Origin of the sequence: Ideonella flava, assembly GCF_051857595.1 — a bacterium.
In the GTDB taxonomy this organism is placed as follows: Bacteria; Pseudomonadota; Gammaproteobacteria; order Burkholderiales; family Burkholderiaceae_C; genus Ideonella.
The window spans coordinates 661127-680532 of sequence record NZ_JBPZHD010000001.1 but is presented as its reverse complement, the minus strand read 5'-3'; the positions used below and the strand labels follow the sequence as shown (position 1 = coordinate 680532).

The 19406-nt window shown below is 72.2% G+C and carries 18 protein-coding genes and 1 pseudogene; 14 read left to right on the top strand and 5 right to left on the bottom strand.

Features of this window, described 5'->3' with window-relative positions:
• The first annotated feature begins 31 nt into the window (after positions 1-31).
• Positions 32-301 carry a MoaD/ThiS family protein gene (locus ACS5PM_RS03020; protein ID WP_439385262.1) on the top strand — a complete coding sequence of 90 codons (270 nt, stop codon included), beginning with the start codon at positions 32-34 and terminating at the stop codon, positions 299-301.
• Positions 302-306: 5 nt separating this feature from the next.
• Entirely contained in the window at positions 307-1383 is a 1077-nt protein-coding gene (locus ACS5PM_RS03015) for a WD40/YVTN/BNR-like repeat-containing protein (protein ID WP_439385260.1), read from the top strand.
• Here ACS5PM_RS03015 and ACS5PM_RS03010 read toward each other — a convergent pair.
• Together ACS5PM_RS03010 and ACS5PM_RS03005 are read right to left on the bottom strand one after the other, a co-directional pair.
• On the bottom strand, positions 1380-1979 hold the full coding sequence (locus ACS5PM_RS03010) for a DNA-3-methyladenine glycosylase I (protein WP_439385258.1): 600 nt from the start codon (positions 1977-1979) through the stop codon (positions 1380-1382). The two genes, ACS5PM_RS03015 and ACS5PM_RS03010, sit on opposite strands and share 4 nt — an antisense overlap.
• 35 nt (positions 1980-2014) lie before the next feature.
• Positions 2015-2758 carry a pseudouridine synthase gene (locus ACS5PM_RS03005; protein WP_439385256.1) on the bottom strand — a complete coding sequence of 248 codons (744 nt, stop codon included), beginning with the start codon at positions 2756-2758 and terminating at the stop codon, positions 2015-2017.
• A gap of 176 nt (positions 2759-2934) precedes the next feature.
• On the opposite strand from ACS5PM_RS03005, the gene ACS5PM_RS03000 reads away from it, so the two are divergent.
• Complete coding sequence (locus tag ACS5PM_RS03000; RefSeq protein ID WP_439385254.1) at positions 2935-3480, top strand: hypothetical protein; 546 nt, start codon at positions 2935-2937, stop codon at positions 3478-3480.
• Between the two features lie 7 nt (positions 3481-3487).
• Here ACS5PM_RS03000 and ACS5PM_RS02995 read toward each other — a convergent pair whose 3' ends face one another.
• Together ACS5PM_RS02995 and ACS5PM_RS02990 are read right to left on the bottom strand one after the other, a co-directional pair.
• Positions 3488-4534 (bottom strand): histone deacetylase family protein, encoded by a 1047-nt coding sequence (locus ACS5PM_RS02995; RefSeq protein WP_439385252.1) that lies wholly within the window; start codon positions 4532-4534, stop codon positions 3488-3490.
• A 2-nt stretch (positions 4535-4536) separates the two neighbouring features.
• Entirely contained in the window at positions 4537-4953 is a 417-nt protein-coding gene (locus ACS5PM_RS02990; protein ID WP_439385250.1) for a YchJ family protein, read from the bottom strand.
• A gap of 95 nt (positions 4954-5048) precedes the next feature.
• Here ACS5PM_RS02990 and imuA point away from each other — a divergent pair, with 95 nt between their 5' ends.
• The 6 genes from imuA (at position 5049) to ACS5PM_RS02960 (ending at position 10694) form a co-directional block, all read left to right on the top strand.
• The gene (gene imuA, locus ACS5PM_RS02985; protein ID WP_439385248.1) at positions 5049-5936 is read left to right on the top strand and encodes a translesion DNA synthesis-associated protein ImuA; all 888 of its coding nucleotides are present in this window, start codon (positions 5049-5051) and stop codon (positions 5934-5936) included.
• A gap of 33 nt (positions 5937-5969) precedes the next feature.
• Positions 5970-7511 (top strand): Y-family DNA polymerase, encoded by a 1542-nt coding sequence (locus tag ACS5PM_RS02980; protein ID WP_439385246.1) that lies wholly within the window; start codon positions 5970-5972, stop codon positions 7509-7511.
• A 94-nt stretch (positions 7512-7605) separates the two neighbouring features.
• Positions 7606-8100, top strand: a complete 495-nt coding sequence (locus ACS5PM_RS02975) for a Spy/CpxP family protein refolding chaperone (RefSeq protein WP_439385244.1) — start codon at positions 7606-7608, stop codon at positions 8098-8100.
• A gap of 5 nt (positions 8101-8105) precedes the next feature.
• Positions 8106-8537, top strand: coding sequence for a hypothetical protein (locus ACS5PM_RS02970; protein ID WP_439385243.1), 432 nt, complete (start codon positions 8106-8108; stop codon positions 8535-8537).
• 58 nt (positions 8538-8595) lie between these two features.
• Positions 8596-9327 (top strand): response regulator transcription factor, encoded by a 732-nt coding sequence (locus tag ACS5PM_RS02965; RefSeq protein WP_439385241.1) that lies wholly within the window; start codon positions 8596-8598, stop codon positions 9325-9327.
• Positions 9328-9413: 86 nt separating this feature from the next.
• Positions 9414-10694: an ATP-binding protein gene (locus ACS5PM_RS02960; protein ID WP_439385239.1), complete on the top strand. Its 1281-nt coding sequence runs from the start codon at positions 9414-9416 to the stop codon at positions 10692-10694.
• Here ACS5PM_RS02960 and ACS5PM_RS02955 read toward each other — a convergent pair.
• Positions 10633-12606, bottom strand: coding sequence for a hybrid sensor histidine kinase/response regulator (locus tag ACS5PM_RS02955; protein WP_439385236.1), 1974 nt, complete (start codon positions 12604-12606; stop codon positions 10633-10635). The genes ACS5PM_RS02960 and ACS5PM_RS02955 overlap by 62 nt on opposite strands.
• A gap of 86 nt (positions 12607-12692) precedes the next feature.
• Here ACS5PM_RS02955 and ACS5PM_RS02950 point away from each other — a divergent pair.
• The 5 genes and pseudogenes from ACS5PM_RS02950 to ACS5PM_RS02930 all read left to right on the top strand — a co-directional run.
• Positions 12693-14498: pseudogene (locus tag ACS5PM_RS02950) on the top strand (carboxyl transferase domain-containing protein); the annotation flags it as partial.
• An 11-nt stretch (positions 14499-14509) separates the two neighbouring features.
• Positions 14510-15253, top strand: coding sequence for a 2OG-Fe dioxygenase family protein (locus ACS5PM_RS02945; RefSeq protein ID WP_439385234.1), 744 nt, complete (start codon positions 14510-14512; stop codon positions 15251-15253).
• A 57-nt stretch (positions 15254-15310) separates the two neighbouring features.
• On the top strand, positions 15311-16834 hold the full coding sequence (locus ACS5PM_RS02940; RefSeq protein WP_439385232.1) for a S10 family peptidase: 1524 nt from the start codon (positions 15311-15313) through the stop codon (positions 16832-16834).
• Between the two features lie 143 nt (positions 16835-16977).
• On the top strand, positions 16978-18027 hold the full coding sequence (locus tag ACS5PM_RS02935; RefSeq protein WP_439385230.1) for a 6-phosphofructokinase: 1050 nt from the start codon (positions 16978-16980) through the stop codon (positions 18025-18027).
• A 226-nt stretch (positions 18028-18253) separates the two neighbouring features.
• Positions 18254-19390, top strand: a complete 1137-nt coding sequence (locus ACS5PM_RS02930; RefSeq protein WP_439385228.1) for a hypothetical protein — start codon at positions 18254-18256, stop codon at positions 19388-19390.
• Positions 19391-19406: the final 16 nt, after the last annotated feature.

Sequence of the window (19406 nt, the reverse complement as noted above, 5' to 3'; positions counted from 1 at the left end):
CAGGGGCGCCGGATGGCCATGATGCCCCGCGATGCCCACCATCCAGTTCACGCCCCAGCTGCGTCGCTTCATCGCCGTGCCGGAGGTCCGCAGCGAGGCCCGCACCTTGCGCTCGGCGCTGGAAGACGCCTTCGCCGGCAACCCGCTGCTGCGCGGGTATGTGCTCGACGACCAGGGCGCGCTGCGCGCCAACGTGGTGGTCTTCATCGACGGCGAGCGCTGCCACGAACGCGTTCGCCTGGACCAAGCCCTGCAACCCGCGAGCACGGTCTACGTGCTGCAAGCCTTGTCCGGAGGATGACTCTCATGACCACCGATCGCGCCTGGGTAGCGACCCGCAAGGGCCTGTTCGAGCTGCGCCGCTCCGGCTCGGCCTGGCGCATCGCGCGCACCAGCTTTCTCGGCGAGCCGGTCAGCACGATGCTGCCGCCGGACGACCAGGGCCGCATGCTGGCCGCGCTCAACCTCGGCCACTTCGGCGTCAAGCTGCACGCCAGCCACGATGCGGGCGAGACTTGGTCCGAGCTTCCGGCGCCAGCCTATCCGCCGCAGCCCGAGGGGGCGCCGGGACCGGCCTGGAACTTGGTGCAGATCTGGGTGCTGGAGCGAGCGGGCTCGCGCCTGCTGGCCGGCACGCTGCCTGGTGGGTTGTTCGTTTCGGAGGACGACGGCGCGAGCTGGCAGCTCAACCTGCCGCTGTGGAACCAGCCCGGGCGCCCGGAGTGGTTCGGCGGCGGCTACGACGTGCCGGGCATCCATTCCATCTGCCCGCATCCCGCCGACCCCGACGAGTGGCTGCTCGCGCTCAGCTGTGCCGGGATCTGGCACACCGCCGACGCGGGGCAGACCTGGACCACGCGCGGCGCGGGCCTTCGCGCCGCCTACATGCCGCCCGAGCGGGCCGAGGATCCGGCCGTGCAGGATCCGCACCGCGTGGCCCGCTGCAACGCCCAGCCCGACGTGCTCTGGTGCCAGCACCACAACGGCATCTGGCGAACCGACGACAACGGGCAGCGTTGGGAAGAGATCACCACGGCGCCGCTGTCGAACTTCGGCTTCGCGGTCGTCGCTCACCCGGCTGATCCGCTGACCGCCTGGTTCGTGCCCGGCGTGGCCGACCAGCAGCGCGTGCCGGTGGGCGCAGCCCTGGCCGTGCAGCGCACGCGTGACGGCGGCCGGACGTTCGAAGAACTGCGCGAGGGCCTGCCGCAAGCGGACTGCTACGACCTCGTCTACCGGCACGGCCTGGCCATCGCGCCGGAAGGCGAGCACCTGCTCATGGGCAGCACCACCGGTCAACTCTGGGCCAGCAGCGATGGCGGTGACAGTTGGCGGCACGCCTTCGGGCATCTGCCGCCAGTCCACGCCGTGCGGTTCGGCTAGCCGGGTCGCTCGAACGTCCGGCGCGCGCGTTCGACCGCGGGCCGGATGACGCAGGCCCCGGCGTGGTCGTTGACCAGGCCCATCGCCTGCATGAACGCGTAGACGGTGGTGGGGCCGACGAACTGCCAGCCGCGGCGCTTGAGCTCCTTCGAGATCGCCACCGACTCGGCCGTCTGCGAGGCGGAGGAGGCATCGCGGCCGGAAGGCTCGAAGCGCCAGAAGAAGGCGGCCAGCGAACCCTCGCGCTCCACCATCTCCAGCGCCCGCCGGGCGTTGTTGATCACCGCCTCGATCTTTCCGCGGTGGCGCACGATGCCGGCGTCCTGCAGCAGCCGCTCGACATCACGCTCGCCGAAGCGGGCGACCCGGTCGGCGTCGAAGCCGCGGAAAGCTGCGCGGAAGTTCTCGCGCTTGGCGAGGATGGTCCGCCAGCTCAGCCCCGACTGGAAGCCTTCGAGGCAGAGCTTCTCGAACAGGCGCCGGTCATCGGCGACCGGAAAGCCCCATTCGGCATCGTGGTAGGCGAAGAACTCGGGGGCGGCCGCGCACCAGCGGCAGCGCGGGCGGCCATCGGGGCCGGGAATGGTGTCGTCCATGCTCGTCGTCGCGGCGGTGGAGTGGGCCGGCGAGGTTAGCCGATGACGTTCGAAGGCGGTGACTCCAGCCACGGGCCGCGCTCGGACAGCCGTTGCCATTCGGCGCCGGGCGTGGCGACGAAACGCAACAGGTCGCCACTGGCCGGATGCGGCAGCTGCAGCTCGGCGGCGTGCAGCCACAGGCGCGAGACGCCCAGCCAGGCGGCCACTGCGCGGTTGTGTGGTCCCTTGCCGTGCGTGGCGTCGCCGACGATGGGGTGGGCCAGGTGCTTCAGGTGGCGGCGGATCTGGTGCCGGCGGCCGCTCAGCGGCGTGGCTTCGACGAGTGCATAGCGCGAGGCCGGGTGGCGCGCGTCGACGGCAAAGGGCCATTCGACACGCGCCAGGCGCCGGAACAAGGTTCGGGCCGGCAGACGAGGTTGGCCCACGCTCGGTTGTTCCGGATCACGCGCCAGGGGATGGTCAAGGTCGATGGCTTCCGCTGGCCAGCCGCGAACCAGCGCGAGGTAACGCTTGTTCACCTGGCCCTCCTCGAAGGCCTGCCCGAGCCGCCGTGCGGCGTCTGCATGGAAGGCCAGGACCAGCACGCCGGACGTTCCCTTGTCGAGACGGTGCGCCGGCGCGAGGGTGGCGGTCTCGCCTCGCCCGAGTTGCGCGCGCAGTCGATCGAGCACGGTGTCGTTCTCGTGGGCGTCCAGGCCGCTGCGATGGACCAGCAGGCCGGGGGGTTTGTCGATGACGAGGAGGTCATCGTCGCGATACAGCAGTGGCAGGTCCATCGATCGTTCTTGCAGCTCCGCACACAGGCGCTGTGGGTCACGCGCCACGCAGGGCAGCCGATTCATCCTGAGGGTTAGGGGAGTCCCCCCTTACGAGGGAATGACACCGCTGGTTGCGACCTGAAAAATGCCCGACATCTGCAGTCGCCATGATGCGCCTGCACCGAAAGACTGCCATGCCCACCACCTACTACCTCGGATACCGATCGCTCTTCGTCACCCTCACCGCCTGGGCGGCCATCGTGCTGGCCGCCGTGGCCTGTGCCTTCGGCGTGATCCAGCAGGCTTCGCTCGCCTCCTTCGCGCCGGGCTTGGACGCGCTGGTCCAGGCCGAGCCGATGACGGCCGACAGCGGCGTGCTGCTGCGCTCGCTGCCCTGGGCCATAGGGGGCGGGATGATCATCTCGGTGGCGCTGCTGGTGGCGGCGGTCGGCCTGCTGATGCGTCTGGAGTGGGCCCGCCGCGCCTTCATCGGCCTGGTCGGCGTGGCCCTGGCCGCCAACCTCGCGAGCCTGTGGCTGCAGCACGCCTTCGTGCAATCGCTCGTCGATGCCACGCTGGCCGAATCAGCGCTGCGCTTCCATGCGTTGGGCCTGTCGGGTGGATCCGCTCCCGTGGCCAGGGTGCTGTCGGGCGTGGTCACCGTCCTCGCCTGCGCCGGTCTGGCCTGGGTGATCCGCCGCCTGATGTCGCCCAAGGTGCGCCAGGAGTTCGTGGCCTGAAGACGCCTCAGGTCGCGACAAAACCCTCCAGCACGTTCACCACGTTGACCCCCATCGCTGCGACGGCGTAGCCGCCCTCCAGCGTGATGACGCTGGGCAGGCGCAGCGAAGCGAGGTCACGGCCCACTTGCAGGTAATCTGCGCTGGCCAGGGTGAAGCGCGAGATGGGGTCGCCCTCGTAGGTGTCGACGCCCAGGGCGATGACGAGCGCTTCGGCGCCGTAGTGGCCGATGTGCTCCAGCGCCTGCATCAGCGTGGCGCGCCAGGCGGCGAAGCCTGTGCCGGCGGGCAGGGGCAGGTTGAGGTTGTGGCCGAAGCCATCGCCCTCGCCCCGCTCGTCGGCATGGCCGAGATAGAACGGGTATTCGGTTCGCGGGTCGCCGTGGATGGAGACGGTCAGCACATCGGGCCGCTCGTAGAACAGGCTTTGCGTCCCATTGCCGTGGTGGTAGTCCACGTCCAGCACGGCCACCCTCTTCGCGCCACCGTCGCGCAGGGCCTGGGCCGCCAGCGCGGCGTTGTTGAGGAAGCAGTAGCCGCCGAAGAAGTCCGCGCCGGCGTGGTGGCCGGGCGGGCGGGTCAGGGCTACGGCCACGCGCTCGGCGCTCGTTCCCATCACGGCCTTGGCCGCAGCCACGGCGCAGGCGGCACCCGCTTCGGCCGCGGCCCAGGTGCCGGCGGTCAGGGGTGTGCCGCTGTCGAAGGAGTACAGGCCCATGCGGGCGGCGAAGTTGGCCGGCTCCACGTCGTCCCTGAAGCCGCGGATGGGCCAGACCGAGGGCAGGGCGTCGACGGCCGCGTTGGCGGGGTCCAGGGCGATCCATTCGCTCCAGGCGCCACGCAGGAAATCGAGATAGCGCGCCGAGTGGACGCGCTCCAGCGTGGCGCGGGGGATCGGTGGCGGTTCGCGCAGCTCGCCCATGGGGCGGCGTTCCAGCTCTGACAGCACGTGCTGCAGCCGGGCCGGGGTTTCGTGGCAGGGCACGAGCTGGCCGCGGAACATCTCGTGGCGGCCCTCGTGGCGGGCGTGCTGGGGGTTGGTGTAGAGGAGCATGGTCAGTGCAGGTCGCCATCGACATAGAACCAGCGGCCCTCGGGGCCCGCCGGCTCGCGCACGAAGCGGCTGGTCTCGTGCAGGCGGTGGGCGCGGCCGCCGAGCTTGCTGCGGGCGACGAATTCGACCGTGGCGTGGTCGGCATCCTGCACCGCCTGGCCTCGGACTTCCAGCCCCAGCCACTTCAGTCCGGGCGGATCGGGTTCGATCGCCGTCGGGCGGGTGGAAGGGTGCCAGCTGGCGAGCAGGTGGTCGCCCAGCTGCAGGACATAGGCCGAGTAGCGTGAGCGCATCAGGGCTTCGGCGTCGGGGGCTGGTTCACCCTGGTGCCAGCGGCCGCAGCAGGCCGCGTAGGCCAGGGGCCGGCGATCGGGGCCGAGGCGGCCGCAGGGGCAGGGTGCGGAGGGCGGGAAAGGCATCCGTGCATCTTGCACGAGACCTCGGCTGGGTCTTTCGGATCGCGCTTGAGCGGGACGAGCGGCAGGCCTACGATGCTGTATAAATACACAGTATCATGGCCCTGCCTTTCACACCGCTCTTCGTGCCTTCGCGGCCCGTGCCACTGGCCTCGGCCGAGGCAGCCGGCCGCGCGTCCACCGGCCACATGCCCCCCGGCCGGGCCGAGCTGCTGGCCGAGCCGAGTGCGCTGCATCCTGCCGTCTGGCGGGCCCAGGCCGGCCGAGGAGGCCCGGCCGGCGCCGGGACCTTGTCCAGCGGCTTTCCTGCACTCGATGCCGAGCTGCCCGGGGGAGGCTGGCCGGTGCGGGTGCTGACCGAGTTGCTGCTGCGCGAGCCCGGGGTCGGCGAGTTGCGCTTGCTGGCGCCGGTGCTGGTGCCTCTGGCGAGGGCGGGCCGCAGCGTGATGCTGTTCGACCCGCCGGCCGAGATCAATGCCGTCGCGCTGGCCGAGCTGGGCTGGCCGCCGGCACAGTGCCTCGTTGTGCGCTCGCGTGCGGCCGGGCCGGCCCGATCCGCGCGCGGCCAGGCTTCCCGGCGCGGGGCGGGGCCGTCAGAGTCCGGAGCCTGCTGGGCCCTGGAGCAGACGCTGCGCAGCGGCCAGGCCGGGGCGGTGCTCGCCTGGCCGGGCATGAACGCGAGGGCGGAGGCTCTGCGCCGCCTGCAGCTGGCGGCGCAAGCCCACGAGGGGCCGGCCTTCCTGCTGCGCGAGATGGCCGCGCAGGCCCATCCCAGCCCGGCGCCGCTGCGGCTCGTCTTGCAGCCTGCGGGCGGGGATGAGCTGGCGCTGCAGATCGTCAAGCGCCGCGGCCCGGCGATGGAGCAGCCGTTGCGCCTGTCGCTTTCGCCGGTGCTGTCCGAGCGGGCGCTGGCCGCGGCGCGCCGGCTGCCGGTGGTGGCCTGGCGGTCTTCGGTGACTGCGGGCGCCGCCGTGCCTCACCGCTGAGCATCGTCTCGCCGTGCGTCTGCTTCGCTTGCCATGCTCTGGATCGGCCTGCACCTTCCCTTGCTGTCGCTGGAGGCCTTCTGCGCCCTGATCGGGCCGGAGCGCGCCGCCCAGCCGGTGGCGCTGCAGGAGCAGCACCGCATCGTGGCCGCCAATCCGGCGGCGGCAGCCAAGGGCGTGGCGCCCGGCATGAAGCGCGCCACCGCGCTGGCGCTGGCGCCCGAGCTGGTGCTGGGCGCGGCGGATGAGCCACGCGACGCCCAGGCCTTGCTGGCCGTGGCGCACGCGTGGCTGGCCTTCACTCCGACCGTGGTGCCGGTTCCGCCCGACGGCGTCCTGGCCGAAGTGCAGGCGAGCCTGCGCTGCTTCGGTGGCCCGCTCAAGCTCTGGCAGCGCATGGCCGAAGCGCTCGGCCCGCTCGGCCATCGCCTCCAGCGCGCCCATGCGCCGACGGCGCTCGGCGCCTTGCTCCTGGCGCGGGCAGGCGATGACCCTGCGCCGCCCCGCGAGCTGACCCGGACGCCGCTGTGCTCTTCCGATCCGGCCTGGGCTTCGCTGCACCAGCGCCTGCTCGCCCTGCCGGCCACCTGGCTGGCGCCGGAAGCGGCAGCGTCCGCCCAGATGGAGGCGATGGGCCTGCGCACGCTGGCAGACCTGCGCCGGCAGCCGCGCAGCGGCCTGGCGCGGCGCTTCGGCCCGGGCCTGCTGTCGGCGCTGGATCGGGCCTGGGGCAGCGCGTCCGATCCGTTGGAGCCGATCCTGCCGCCGCTGCGCTTCCACGGCCAGGCGGAGCTGTGGGCCCGGGCGGACCACGCCGATGCGCTGATCGGCGGCGCGCAGGTCCTGTTGATCCGCCTGCTGGCCTGGGCCCAGGCCCGGCATGCGCGCGTGCAGCGCTTCACCCTGCTGCTGCACCACGACAGCCGGCTGCGCGCCAGTTCGCAGGGCGAGGCCGGCGCGCACGTCAGTCGGCTGGAGATCGCCCTGGCCGAGCCGACCGGCGAGGCCCGCCACCTGCAGGCCGTGCTGCGCGAGCGTCTGGCGCGCGAGCCGCTGGCCGCGCCGGTCCACACCCTCGGCCTGGAGTGCGACGAGCCGGTGCTCGGCCCGCCTCCGGACGGCGAGCTCTTCCCCAGCCTGGCGGGCCAGCGCGAGGGCCTCATGCGCCTGGTCGAGCGGCTGCAGGCCCGGCTCGGGGCCGAAGCCGTGCAGCGCCTGGCCGTGCAGGCCGATCACCGCCCCGAGCGTGCCAGCGTGCGCGAGGCCGTCACCGGCCACCCCGCCGCCGGCCCCCTGCCGCCGCTGCCCGGCCACCGGCTGACGCGACCCACCTGGCTGCTGCCGAAGCCGCAGGCCCTGGCCGAGCGCGGTTCGCGCCCCTGGCTCTGCGGCCAGCCGCTGCACCTGCTGGGCGGCCCCGAGCGCATCGAGACCGGCTGGTGGGACGGCGACCTCGTCTGCCGCGACTACTTCATCGCCCAGCAGCCCGATGGCGCGCTGCTGTGGATCTACCGCCTGCGCCCGGCGCCGCCGGCCGGCGAGCCGGGCTGGTTCCTGCACGGCCGCTTCGGCTGACAAGAAACGAAACACGCCGATACGGCGACGAAAGGACGGCCCGGCGAGCGCGCCGCACGATGGCGCCACCTCAACACGACACCCGGAGCCCACCATGAGAGCCTGGATCAAGAACACCCTCATCGCCGCCCTCGGCGCCAGCGTCGCGCTCGGCGGCATGGCCTTCGCCAGCAACGCCCGCATGGGCGGCTGCGGCTGGCACGGCGGCCAGATGAGCGAAGCCGACGCGGCCAAGTTCCGCGACAAGATCATCGACCGTGCCACCAGCGAGCTCTCGCTCGATGCCAACCAGCGCCAGAACCTGATCGCGCTGGCCGACACGCTGCACGCGCAACGCCAATCCATGATGGCCGGCGGTGCGTCCAACATGCGCGAGCAACTGCAAGGCCTGTTTGCCGGCGAGAAGTTCGACGCCGCGAAGGCCCAGGGCCTGGTGCTGGAGAAGACCGAGGCCGTGCGCACCGCCAGCCCGGCCGTGATCGCTGCCGTCTCGACCTTCTACGACAGCCTGCGCCCCGAGCAGCAGCAGAAGCTGCGTGACTTCATGTCGCGCGGCGGTCACCACGGCTGGAACCGCATGCACGGGTGACGACCATGTGGCCGCCTCGTTCCACCCCGGCCACGCCACCCACGCCGCCTGGGGCCGGCGCGGGGTGGCCCCACCGCCCGGTCGGCCGCAGCCTGATGACGGCGGCGATCGCCATGCTGGCGGGGCCGGCGCTGCTGCTCGACGCGACCGCGCCGGCCGCAGCGGGCGGCTGGGTCGCCTGGCATGCGATCAGCACCGCCGCCCTGGCCGCGATCGCGCTGTGGGCCTTGTGGGCGACGCAGGTCCCGCGTGAGGCGGGACAAGCCCTGGCTCGTGGCGTGAGCCTGCTGATGCTGGCCGCACTGTGCGTGGCCGCGCAAGGGGCGCCGCTGGCCGACGCCCGCGCGCTGGCCATCGCGCTGGCCGTCGTCACGGTGCTCTCCACTTCGCTGTTCGTGCTCGGTGCCCGCTGGGCCCGGCGCGAGATCCACTGGTGAAGAAGACCGGTGGCCGGGGCGCGCGCGTGTCGCGCCTCGGCCATGAGACCATCCCCGAATGCCCCGCATCCTGCTGATCGACGACGACGAGCATCTCGCGCCGCCGCTGGCCGCCTACCTCAAGCGCTTCGACTTCGAGCTCGCCTGGGCCGGCCGGCCCAGCCTCGGGCTGGCCATGCTGCGCGACCAGCGCTTCGATGCCGCCATCCTCGACGTCATGCTGCCCGAGATGGACGGCTTCGAGCTGCTGCGCACCATCCGCCACGGCCCCGGCGCGGCGGCCCAGCTGCCGCTGATCATGCTCACCGCGCGCGGCGAGCTGCCGGACAAGGTGGCCGGCCTCGAGCTGGGCGCGGACGATTACCTCGCCAAGCCCTTCGAGCCGCGCGAGCTGGCCGCGCGGCTGCACACCCTGCTGCGGCGGCAGCGTGCTGCGCCCGCGCCCGCCTCGCCCGACGAGCTGCGCTTCGACGGCATCGCCATCGATCTCGCCCGGCGCGAAGTGCGCCGGCACGGTGAAGTGGTGGAGCTGACCGGCACCGAGTTCGAGCTGCTGGCCCTGCTGGCCGGCACGCCGCGCAAGGTCTTCAGCCGCGACGAGATCCTCAACCGCCTGCGCGGTCACGAGGCGGACCTCGCCACCCGGGCCGTCGACATCCTGATCTCGCGCCTGCGCCGCAAGCTCGAGCCGCTGGACTGCATCAAGACCCTGCGCAATGCCGGCTACGCCTTCGCCGCCGCGCCGGCGGGGCCAGCGGGGTCGGCGGCAGGCCCAGGGGCGAACGAATGACCCACGGCGCCGGGGGATCATCGTCCGGCGTTGCCGCCGGAGGAGGGGCCAACATCCTTTCCTGGCACCGAAGGTGGCACCGCCAGATGCGCCACTCGCTCGGCCTGCGCCTGATCGTGCTGTTCTTCGCCCTGGCCCTGGCCATCAGCGGCACCTTCATGTTCGGCATGCAGCGCGCCTTCAGCACCGGCTGGCGCGAGGTGATCCAGCCGCTGGTGGCCGACTACGTCGACCGCCTGGCCCACGACCTCGGCGACCCGCCCGACATCGCCCGGGCCCAGGCGCTGGCCGAACGCCTGCCGGTGGTGATCGAGATCGACGGGCCGAACGTCCACTGGCGCTCGGCGCCCGAAGGGCCCAACCCCGTCTTTGCACACCACCCTCACGAGCTGCTGGTGCGCCACACGGCCGATGGCACGCGCATCCGCTTCGGCCTGGATCCGCAGGCCTGGATGCAGCGGCCCCGCATGATCGGCTGGCTGACGCTGGGGGTGCTGCTGATGCTGACCGGCCTGGCGTGGAAGCTGGCGCAGCACCTGTTCGGCCCGCTGAAGGAGATTGGCGCCGGCGTCGAGCGCTTCGGCCGCGGCGATTTCAGCCAGCCCATCCGGCTGCGCCGGCGCGACGAGCTGGGCGAGCTGGCCGAGCAGGTGAACACCATGGCGGCCGATCTCTCCGGCATGCTCGATGCCAAGCGCGCGTTGCTGCTGGCCATCAGCCACGAGCTGCGTTCGCCGCTGACGCGGGCCCGGCTGAATGCCGAGCTGGTGCCCGACAGCGCCGAGCGAGATGCCTTGCTGCGCGACCTGGCCGAGATGCGCGACCTCGTCACCAGCCTGCTCGAGAGCGAACGCCTCGCCCAGCCCCACGCCGCGTTGCAACGGGAGCCGACCGATCTCGCGGCGCTGGTGCAGGGTCTGCAGACCGGCGCCTTCGCCGGCCGCGCCTTGCGCGTGGAGCTGCCGCCCGAGCTGCCGCCCGGCGAGGTCGACAAGACCCGGCTGACCCTGCTGCTGCGCAACCTGCTGGACAACGCTTTGCGGCATGGTGGCGAAGCGAACCAGCCGCCGGAGCTGGCGGCCCGCTGGGACGGCGACACGCTGACCCTCAGCGTGCGAGACCACGGCCCCGGCGTCGCCCCGGAATTGCTGGCCCACCTGTCCGAGCCCTTCTACCGGGCCGACGCCGCGCGGCAGCGCGCGACCGGCGGCGTCGGGCTGGGGCTTTACCTGTGCCGCCTCGTGGCGCAGGCGCATGGCGGGAGCCTGCGCTTCGAGGCCGCCGAGCCGGGCCTGCGGGTCGTCGTCAATCTGCCGTGGCGGGCGGCGGATGCTGGCGGCGGATCAGCCCGTCCATCACCTGGTTGAACAGCGTGAAGTCCAGCGGCTTGGTCCAGTAGTCGGCAAAGCCGCAGTTCATCGCCTGGCGGATGTCCTCGGGCATCGCGTTGGCGGAAAGTGCGATGCAGGGGATGTGCAGCGTGCGCGGATCCTGCCGCAGGCGCTCGAACACGGTCAGTCCGTGCAGGTCGGGCAGTTGCATGTCCAGCAGGATCAGCGAGGGGGCGAGCTCGGCCGCCAGCCGCAGGCCGCTGTCGCCGTCGGGCGCGCTGTGGAAGCGCAGGCCGGGCCGGCGATGGGCGAGCTCTTGCACGATCATCACGTTGACGGGGTTGTCCTCGATGTAGAGCAGCAGCGGGGCGTGGCCGTTGGTGGCCGGCGGCTTTTCTCCTGGGCTCGGCACCGGCGCGGCCGTGGCCCTCGCAGGCGCCGCAGGCCTGTCCAGCCACAGCTCGAACTCGCTGCCCTGGCCCGGCGTGCTGCGTGCCGTCACGGCCCCGCCCATCCGCTGCATCAGCGTCTTCACCACCGCCAGGCCTATGCCCACGCCAGGAACGCCGGGTTGTCTTTCGGCCGCCTGCTGGAAGGGCTCGAAGGCGCGGGCCAGCGCCTCGGCCGTCATGCCGTGGCCGCTGTCGCGCACGGTGATGCACAGGCGGGTGGAAGAGATCACCCTGGCGCTCAGGTCGACCCAGCCGCCGGGGCGGTTGTACTTGACCGCGTTGGTCAGCAGGTTCAGCAGCACCTGCTTCAGCCACAGCGGGTCACCCCAGGCCGCGAGGCCGGCGGGACAGGGCTCGCGACGCACGCTCACGCCGCACTCGGCCGCCGCGCCTTCGACCAGCGGCAGCGTCTCGCCCAGCAGCCGCTCCAGGGCCACGGGACCCAGCGGATGCGCCGTCTCGGCACCGGGCCGCGCCAGCTCCAGCACGTCGTTGATGAGCGCCAGCAGGTGGCGCCCGGCAGATTGGATGTGCTCCAGCCGCGCCTGGCGCGCCGCGGCATCCATCGATTCGCCATGGGCCAGCAGCAGTTCGCTGAAACCCAGGATCGCGTTCAGCGGCGTGCGCAGCTCGTGGCTCATGCGCGCCAGCAACTCGGACTTGGCCTCGCTCTCGCGCTGGGCCAGCGCGGCGGCCTGGCGCTCCTGCTCGGCTTCGCGGCTGGCGGTGATGTCCCAGTTCACGCCCAGGCGCCGGACGATCCGGCCCTGGTCGTCGACCACGGGCAGGGAACGCGAGGCCAGCCAGCGCACCTGCCCGTCGGGGCAGCACACGCGGAATTCGTACTGCGCGGCTTCGCCCCCCGCGGCCGCCTGCCGGATCTGCCGGTTGACGCGCTCGCGGTCGTCCGGATGGACGTACTGGGTCATCTCGTCCAAGGCCGGCGCCGTGGCGCGCGGTGTCAGACCGCGCAGGCGGAACATCTGATCGTCCCACCGGCTGCGGCCTTCGGGCAGGTCCCATTCCCAGGTGCCGATGCCGGTGCTGCGCGCGATCAGGGCGATTCGCTCGTTAGCGTCGCGCAGCCGCTCTTCGGCGCGCAGGCGCTCGCTGACGTCGATGGCCATGCCGAAGAAGGCCAGCAACTGGCCGGCGGCATCGCGGATGGGCACCCGGCGGGTCAGCATGCGGCGCCAGGTGCCGTCCTGGTGGCGGAAGCGCACCAGCAGCTCCACCGGGCGCTTCTCCACCCTCGCCTGGTGGGCTGAGGCGACCACCGCCTCCCGGTCGTCCGGGTGGATGAGCTGCATCATCTCCGCCACCGTCCAGCCCTGCGTGCGGGGCTCGTGCCCGAGCACACGGAACCCCGCCGCATTGGCGTGCACCCGCTCGGTGGCGATGTCCATCCGCCAGATGCTGACCTCGGACATGTCCAGTGCCAGGTGCAGCTGGTCGAGGTCGAAGCTGGGATCTTGCGGCGGCGGGGCGGACGGCATGGGAGGAAGAGCAGATGGGGCGCTCCACTGCGCCCCGCGGCGGCCGAGTCTACCGGCGGTCAGGCCAGAATCGGCCCATGGCCAGCGTCAATCTTCACGCCCCGGTGCAGGGCATCGTGATCGCCCTGGAGGCCGCGCCGGGCCAGCCGGTGGCCGCCGGAAGGCCGGTGATCCTGATCGAGTCCATGAAGATGGAGGTGCCGGTCGATGCGCCCTTCACCGGCCGTCTGCAGGCGCTGCACGTGGCGGTGGGCGACACGGTGGGCGAGGGCGAGGTGCTCGCGTCGTTCGAACCGGCGCCGGCCGTGGAGGCGGTCGAGTCGGCGGCGGAGAGTTCAGCGCCGGCCTCCGATCCCGAGTTGGCAGCGCTGGCGTTGCGTCGCCAAGCCCTCGCCGATGCCGCGCGGCCCGAGGCCGTGGCCCGCCGACATGCTGCCGGCGGCCGTACCGTGCGCGAGAACCTGGCCGACCTGCTCGACACCGGCAGCTTCACCGAGTACGGCGCGCACGCCGTGGCGGCCCAGCGCAGCCGCCGCCCGCTGGACGAGCTGATCGCGCAGACGCCCGCCGACGGCCTGGTGACCGCCATCGGCACCGTCAACGCCGCTGCCTTCGGCCCCGAGCGCGCTCGCTGCGCCGTGATGGCCTACGACTACACGGTGCTCGCCGGCACCCAGGGCGTGTTCAACCACATGAAAGCCGACCGGCTGCTGGAGATCGCCGGCCGCCTGAAGCTGCCGGTGGTGCTCTTCGCCGAGGGCGGCGGCGGCCGGCCGGGCGACGTGGACTGGCCCATCGTCGCCGGGCTGGACTGCACCACCTTCGCGCGATGGGCGGCACTGTCGGGCCAGGTGCCGCGCGTCGGGATCGTCGGCGGACGGTGCTTCGCCGGCAACGCGGCGCTGCTCGGCTGCTCGGACGTGATCATCGCCACCGAGTCCGCCTCGATCGGCATGGGCGGCCCGGCCATGATCGAAGGCGGCGGCCTGGGCCGGGTCGCGGCAGAGGAGGTCGGGCCGGTGTCGGTGCTCGGCCCCAACGGCGTGGTGGACGTGCGCGTGCCGGACGAAGCGGCAGCGGTGGCCACGGCGAAGCGCTACCTCGGCTACTTCCAGGGCGCGCTGCCCCCCGGCGAGGTGGCCGATCAGTCCAGCCTGCGCCACGCGCTGCCCGAGAACCGCAACGCGCTGTACGACCCGCGCAAGATCATCCAGACCCTGGCCGACATCGGCTCGGTGCTGGAGTTGCGGGCCGAGTTCGGCCCCGGCGTGATCACGGCGCTGGTGCGCATCGAGGGCCGCGCGGTGGCCCTGGCCGCCAGCCATCCGCGCCACCGGGCCGGTGCCCTGGACGCACCGGCCTGCGACAAGCTCGCGCGCTTCATGCAACTGGCCGATGCCTTCGGCCTGCCACTGGTCACGCTGGTCGACACGCCCGGCTTCATGGTCGGCCCGGCCTCGGAGGCGACGGCGATGGTGCGCCACGCTTCGCGCCTGTTCGTCCATGCCGCGGCCCTGCGCGTGCCGGTCTTCAGCGTGGTGCTGCGGCGCGGCTACGGCCTGGGCGCGATGGCGCTGACGGCGGGCCACTTCCATGCGCCCGTGGCGACCGCCGCGTGGCCCGGCGCCGAGTTCGGCGCCATGGGCATCGAAGGCGCGGTGCGCCTGGGGTTCCGCAAGGAGCTCGATGCCGCCGGCGAGGGTCGGCAGGCCCTGTTCGACAGGCTGGTGGCTGAACACATGGCGCGCGGCCGGGCGATCAACATGGCCAGCCACCTCGAGATCGACGACGTCATCGACCCGGCCGAGACGCGTGCCTGGCTGGCCCGTGGCCTGCAGGTGGCGGCCGCCCATCCCTTGCCCGCGCGCCGCGGGCTGCTCGACACCTGGTGAACAATCGGACCATGCAACTGCTGCCTCCCCCCCTGTGCCGGCCCGGCGAGCTCGACGCTGCCCTGGCTGAACTCGGCTTCTGCGTGCTGGGCGCGCGCGACCTCGGCGACACGCTGGGCGAGCCGGCGTCCGGCCTGGCACGCTGGCTGTCGCTGTGGGACGAGCTGCCGCCCGACCTGTACCTCAAGGACGGCGGCCGCTACCGGCGGCGGCGCCATGGCTGCTTCATCGTCGAGGGCGACGAGGTGCTGCCACAACCGCACCGGGCCCACTGGCAACCGGTCGAATACAACGCGCTGCACGGCGGCATCGAGCGCCATTTCGAGCCGCTGCCCGAGGCGCTGGTGGCCGACCCGCTCTGGGCGCGCTTCCTCTGCGTCGGAGCGCGGCGGGCCGATGCCATTCGCGGGGCGCAGCGCTGGTACGTCGAGGCGCACATGTTCCGCATCGACACGACCGACGGCATAGGCCGGCCCACGCCCGAGGGCGCCCACCGCGACGGCGTCGACCTCGTCGGCGTGACCCTGGTCGCGCGCGAGGGCATCAAGGGCGCGGAGACGCGCGTCTTCGCAGCGGATGGCCGCGAGGGCCTGCGCTTCACGCTGACCGAGCCCTTCGCCACCCTCTGGCTCGACGACGCCAAGGTGATCCACGAGTCCACGCCCATTCAGCCGCTGCAGGCCGGCGGCAGCGGATACCGCGACACGCTGGTGCTGACGTACCGCGCCCATGCTTTTCAAGGTCCGGCCGCCTGACCAAGGCCGGCCTCTCTCGTTCTCATCGGGCCACGAGCCCACCCACGGAGACAACAAATGCCCGACATGACCAAGCCCGCCACCGCGGCCGAGAAAGAAGAAGCCCACAAGCGCCAGCGCGCGGCCGTCGATGCCGCCCTGGCGGAGGCCCCGGCGCGCAGCACCGGCAGCGTCACGCTGGGCGGCAAGGCCATGGCCTACCGCGTCGATGCCGGCTTCGTGCCGGTACGCTCGGCAGCGTTCGGCGAGACGCTGGGCGAGCCGGATGCCGCGCTCTTCACGGCGGCCTATCAGCTCGAAGGGGAGGGCGCAGCGAACCGTCCGGTGTGCTTCGCCTTCAACGGCGGGCCGGGCGCCGCCTCGATCTTCCTGCACCTGGGCGCCCTGGGGCCGAAGCGGGTGCGCGTGCGCGACGACGGCGGAATGCCCGCGCCGCCGTACCGCGTGGAGGACAACCCGCTGTCCTGGTTCGAGCATTTCGATCTCGTCTTCCTTGACCCGCCGCACACCGGCTACTCCTTGACGGCGAGCGAGGAGGTGCGCAAGAAGGCCTTCAGCGTCGACGGGGACGCGGAAATGCTGTGCGAGGCCATCCGGGCCTGGCTCACCCGGCACCGGCGCTGGGGTTCTGCGGTCTACCTGTGCGGCGAGAGCTACGGCACGACCCGCGCGGCCATCATTGCCGAGAAGCTGTGCGATCAAGGGGTCGCGCTGGCCGGGCTGGTGCTGGTGTCCTGCGCGATGGACATCCAATCGCTTTTCTTCTCGCCTCGCAACGATCTGCCCTATGCGCTGTACCTGCCGGCCTTCGCCGGCACGGCCCAGTACCACGGTTGCCTCAAGGGCCCGCACGCCGAGTCCGCCGACGCCGCCCGCAGCGCCGCGCTGGATTTCGTGCACAGCGATTACCTGTCGGCGCTGCACCGCGGCTCGTCGCTGTCGGACAAGGAGCGCAGCCGCATCGCCCGTCGCGTGGGCGAGCTGATCGGCCTCGCCCCCGAGGTGGTGGAGCACATGAACCTGAGGGTGCGCGACGACCGCTACTTCCAGGAGCTGCTGCGCGAGCGCGGCCAGGTGCTGGGCCGCCTCGATGCGCGCGTGGCGGGTCCGCTGGGCCTGGATCGCCAGCGCGAGTGGGAGTTCGACCCGTCGATGGACGCCCTGTCGGCGCCGTACACGATGGCCGCGATGGACTACTTCCGCGGCACGCTGGGCATAGGCGCGGCCGAGGGCGCGATCGAGCGCGTCTACGTGCCCATGTCCCTGCAGGCGCACAAGGCCTGGAACTGGAACCGCGGCGAGGCGCAGGGCAACAGCTTCACCTGCACCAGCCCCGACCTCGCCCGCGCCCTGCGTCGCCTGCCGCACCTGTCGGTCTTCGTGGCCAGCGGCCAGTTCGACCTGGGCACGCCCTACAGCGCCACCGACTGGAGCCTGGACCAGCTCGACATCCCGGCCGAGGTGCGCAGCCGCATCACCCACCGCTACTACGGCGCCGGCCACATGATGTACACCCGCGACGCCGACATCCGCCAGCTCAAGGCCGACGTCGCCAGCTGGATCGGCGACCTGCCGCATTGAATGGAGCCCCCACGCTCCTTCCCAGTCGCTTCCCCCCCGAGGGGGCTTTTGCAGCGGACCGGCAAAGCCGGATCCGCGCAAACGACATGGCTTTTCCTCGAGTGTTGCGATGGGTCGGCGGGCACCAGGCAAGGAGGTCTGACATGCATGTGGGACTGCTGACCGGTGGTGGCGACTGCCCCGGGTTGAATGCGGTGATCCGCGCCGTCACGCTGGCGCTGGCCAGCGACGAGACGAGGGTCACCGGCATACAGCGCGGCTTCTGGGGCCTGCTGCATGGCGCCTCGCGGCCGCTGGAGCCGGCGGCCGTGCGCGGCATCCTCGCCGAGGGCGGGACCATCCTCGGCACCCACAACCGCTGCGATCCTTTCAGGGACGTGGACGGCGTGGACCGCTCGGCCCAGGCCCTCTTCTACGCGGTCGATGTGCTGAAGCTCGACGCGCTGGTAGCCATAGGCGGCGACGGGACCATGGCCATCGCCGAGCGCTTCCACCGCCTGGGGCTGCCGGTGGTGGGCGTGCCCAAGACCATAGACAACGACCTGCCCGAGAACGATCGCAGCTTCGGCTTCGACAGCGCGGTGGCGGTGGTGGCCGAGGCGCTCGATCGCCTGGCGACCACGGCCCGCAGCCACGGCCGCGTGATGATCGCCGAGACCATGGGCCGCTACGCCGGCTGGATAGCGCTGGAAGGCGGCCTGGCCGGCGGCGCCGATGCGATCCTGATCCCGGAGCTGTCCTTCGACCTGGAGGCGCTCGTCGCCTTCTGCCGCGAACGCGAATCGCGCGAGGGTCACACGCTGATCTGCATCGCCGAGGGGGCCAAGGCGACCGGCCACGGGTTCACGGTGAAGGCGCGCCTCGAAGGCAGTCCGGATCCCCTGCGGCTCGGCGGTGTCGGGGCGTGGCTGCAGGCGCAGCTGGAGCCGCAGCTGCAAAGCGAAGTGAGGGCGACGCTGCTCGGCCACGTGCAGCGCGGCGGCACGCCCACGGCCTTCGACCGGGTGCTCGCGACGCGCTTCGGCTGCCACGCCGCACAGCTCGTCCGCGAGGGGCGGTTCGGGCGGATGGTGGTGTTGCGTGGCGCGGATTGCAGCAGCGTGCCCTTGAGCGACGTGGCGGGCAGGAGCCGCCCGGTCCCGCTGGATCACGAGCTGCTCGTCGCGGCCCACCACATCGGCACGTTTCTCTGAGGCTTGCGGCCCGTTTGCCGGGGGCCGAGCCCTTCGCCTGCGCGGCTCGCGCGGCGACTGCCGGTGTCGTGCCTCGCACCGAACACCCGGACTAACCCTCACCCTGTCCGGTTCCGCGTCGAACACCTCGTCCTTACAGCCGAGGCCGACGGGAGCGCGCACCGTCCCTCGCCCCCCACCAACAAGAGGGCCCGTCACCCCCGGGCTCTCGCCGAGAGGACCGCTCATGAAGCCGAACCCGACCCCTTGCCATCGGATCGCCATGGCCGCCGTGGTACTGGCCACCTTCTGCAGCCAGGCCGCCCCCGCCGCGCGAGCCGTTCGCGGCCCGATGGACGACCTCCACGTGACGTTGCCGCTGGAGCAGGTCAACGGGCCTTGCACGCCGGCCGCCTACGTCACCTACTTCCACCCCTGGCCGCCCTACACCAACACCTGGCCCAACGTCTCGGACTACGTCATCATCAACTGCGACGGTGACTCGGGCTGGTCCAACTACTCGGCGCGCGGGGTCGGCTATGTCCTGTCGCCCAAGGGCAACTTCAGCAAGGGCGATGCGGTGCTGGTCACCGTCTACGGCCACGACCTGAACCCGGGCGGGGGCGAGCTCCAGATCGGCGGCTTCAACGCCGCGCGGCCCGAGATGACGTTCTCGGGCGAGACCTACACCGGCATCTCCAGGACCGACTATCCGGCCACCTCGGCGGACCGGGTACGCATCGCCGATCTGCCCACGGTGCTCGGCTCCGACTTCGACCTCTCGCCGTTCGCGGGCGGGGACCCGGAGTCGGTGGTCTACGTCTTCCAGGCCACGATGCCGGCGAAGAACCTGGGCATGCGCACCAGCGGCGTGCTGTTCAGCGAGGATTTCGACGGCGGCTGGCACGTCGGGTCCGACATCGGCGGCTCCTTCGGCCCGGGGACGCTGCCGGGCACGAACCTGGCCGTCACCAGCGGCGCGGTCGACGTGCTGGGCGTGCTCAACGGCGCCGGCAACGGCAGCTGCGCGGCCAACCCGGCCGGCAACTGCCTGGAGCTCGCCGGCCACGCCGGGCCGGGCAGCGTGGCGGCCATCCCGGTCTTCGACCTCGACCCCACCCATACCTACATCGTGCAGTTCACGGCCCAGGCGCCGCAGGACCTGCCCTTGACGGTTCACCTCGGCGGCTCGACCTGGGACCTGATGATCGGGACCAAGCAGAAGACCTGGCGCCTGGCCTACACGCCCGTCGCCTTCGAGGCCGGCGTCTCCCTGACCTTCAGCGGCTCTTCGGCGGCCGACGGTGATCATGGCCCGGTGGTCAGCGCCATCGTGCTGTGCGCGAAGGCGGCAGGAACGACCGGAAAGTGCCCGACGCCGTGAGCGGCCTGGCCGCTCG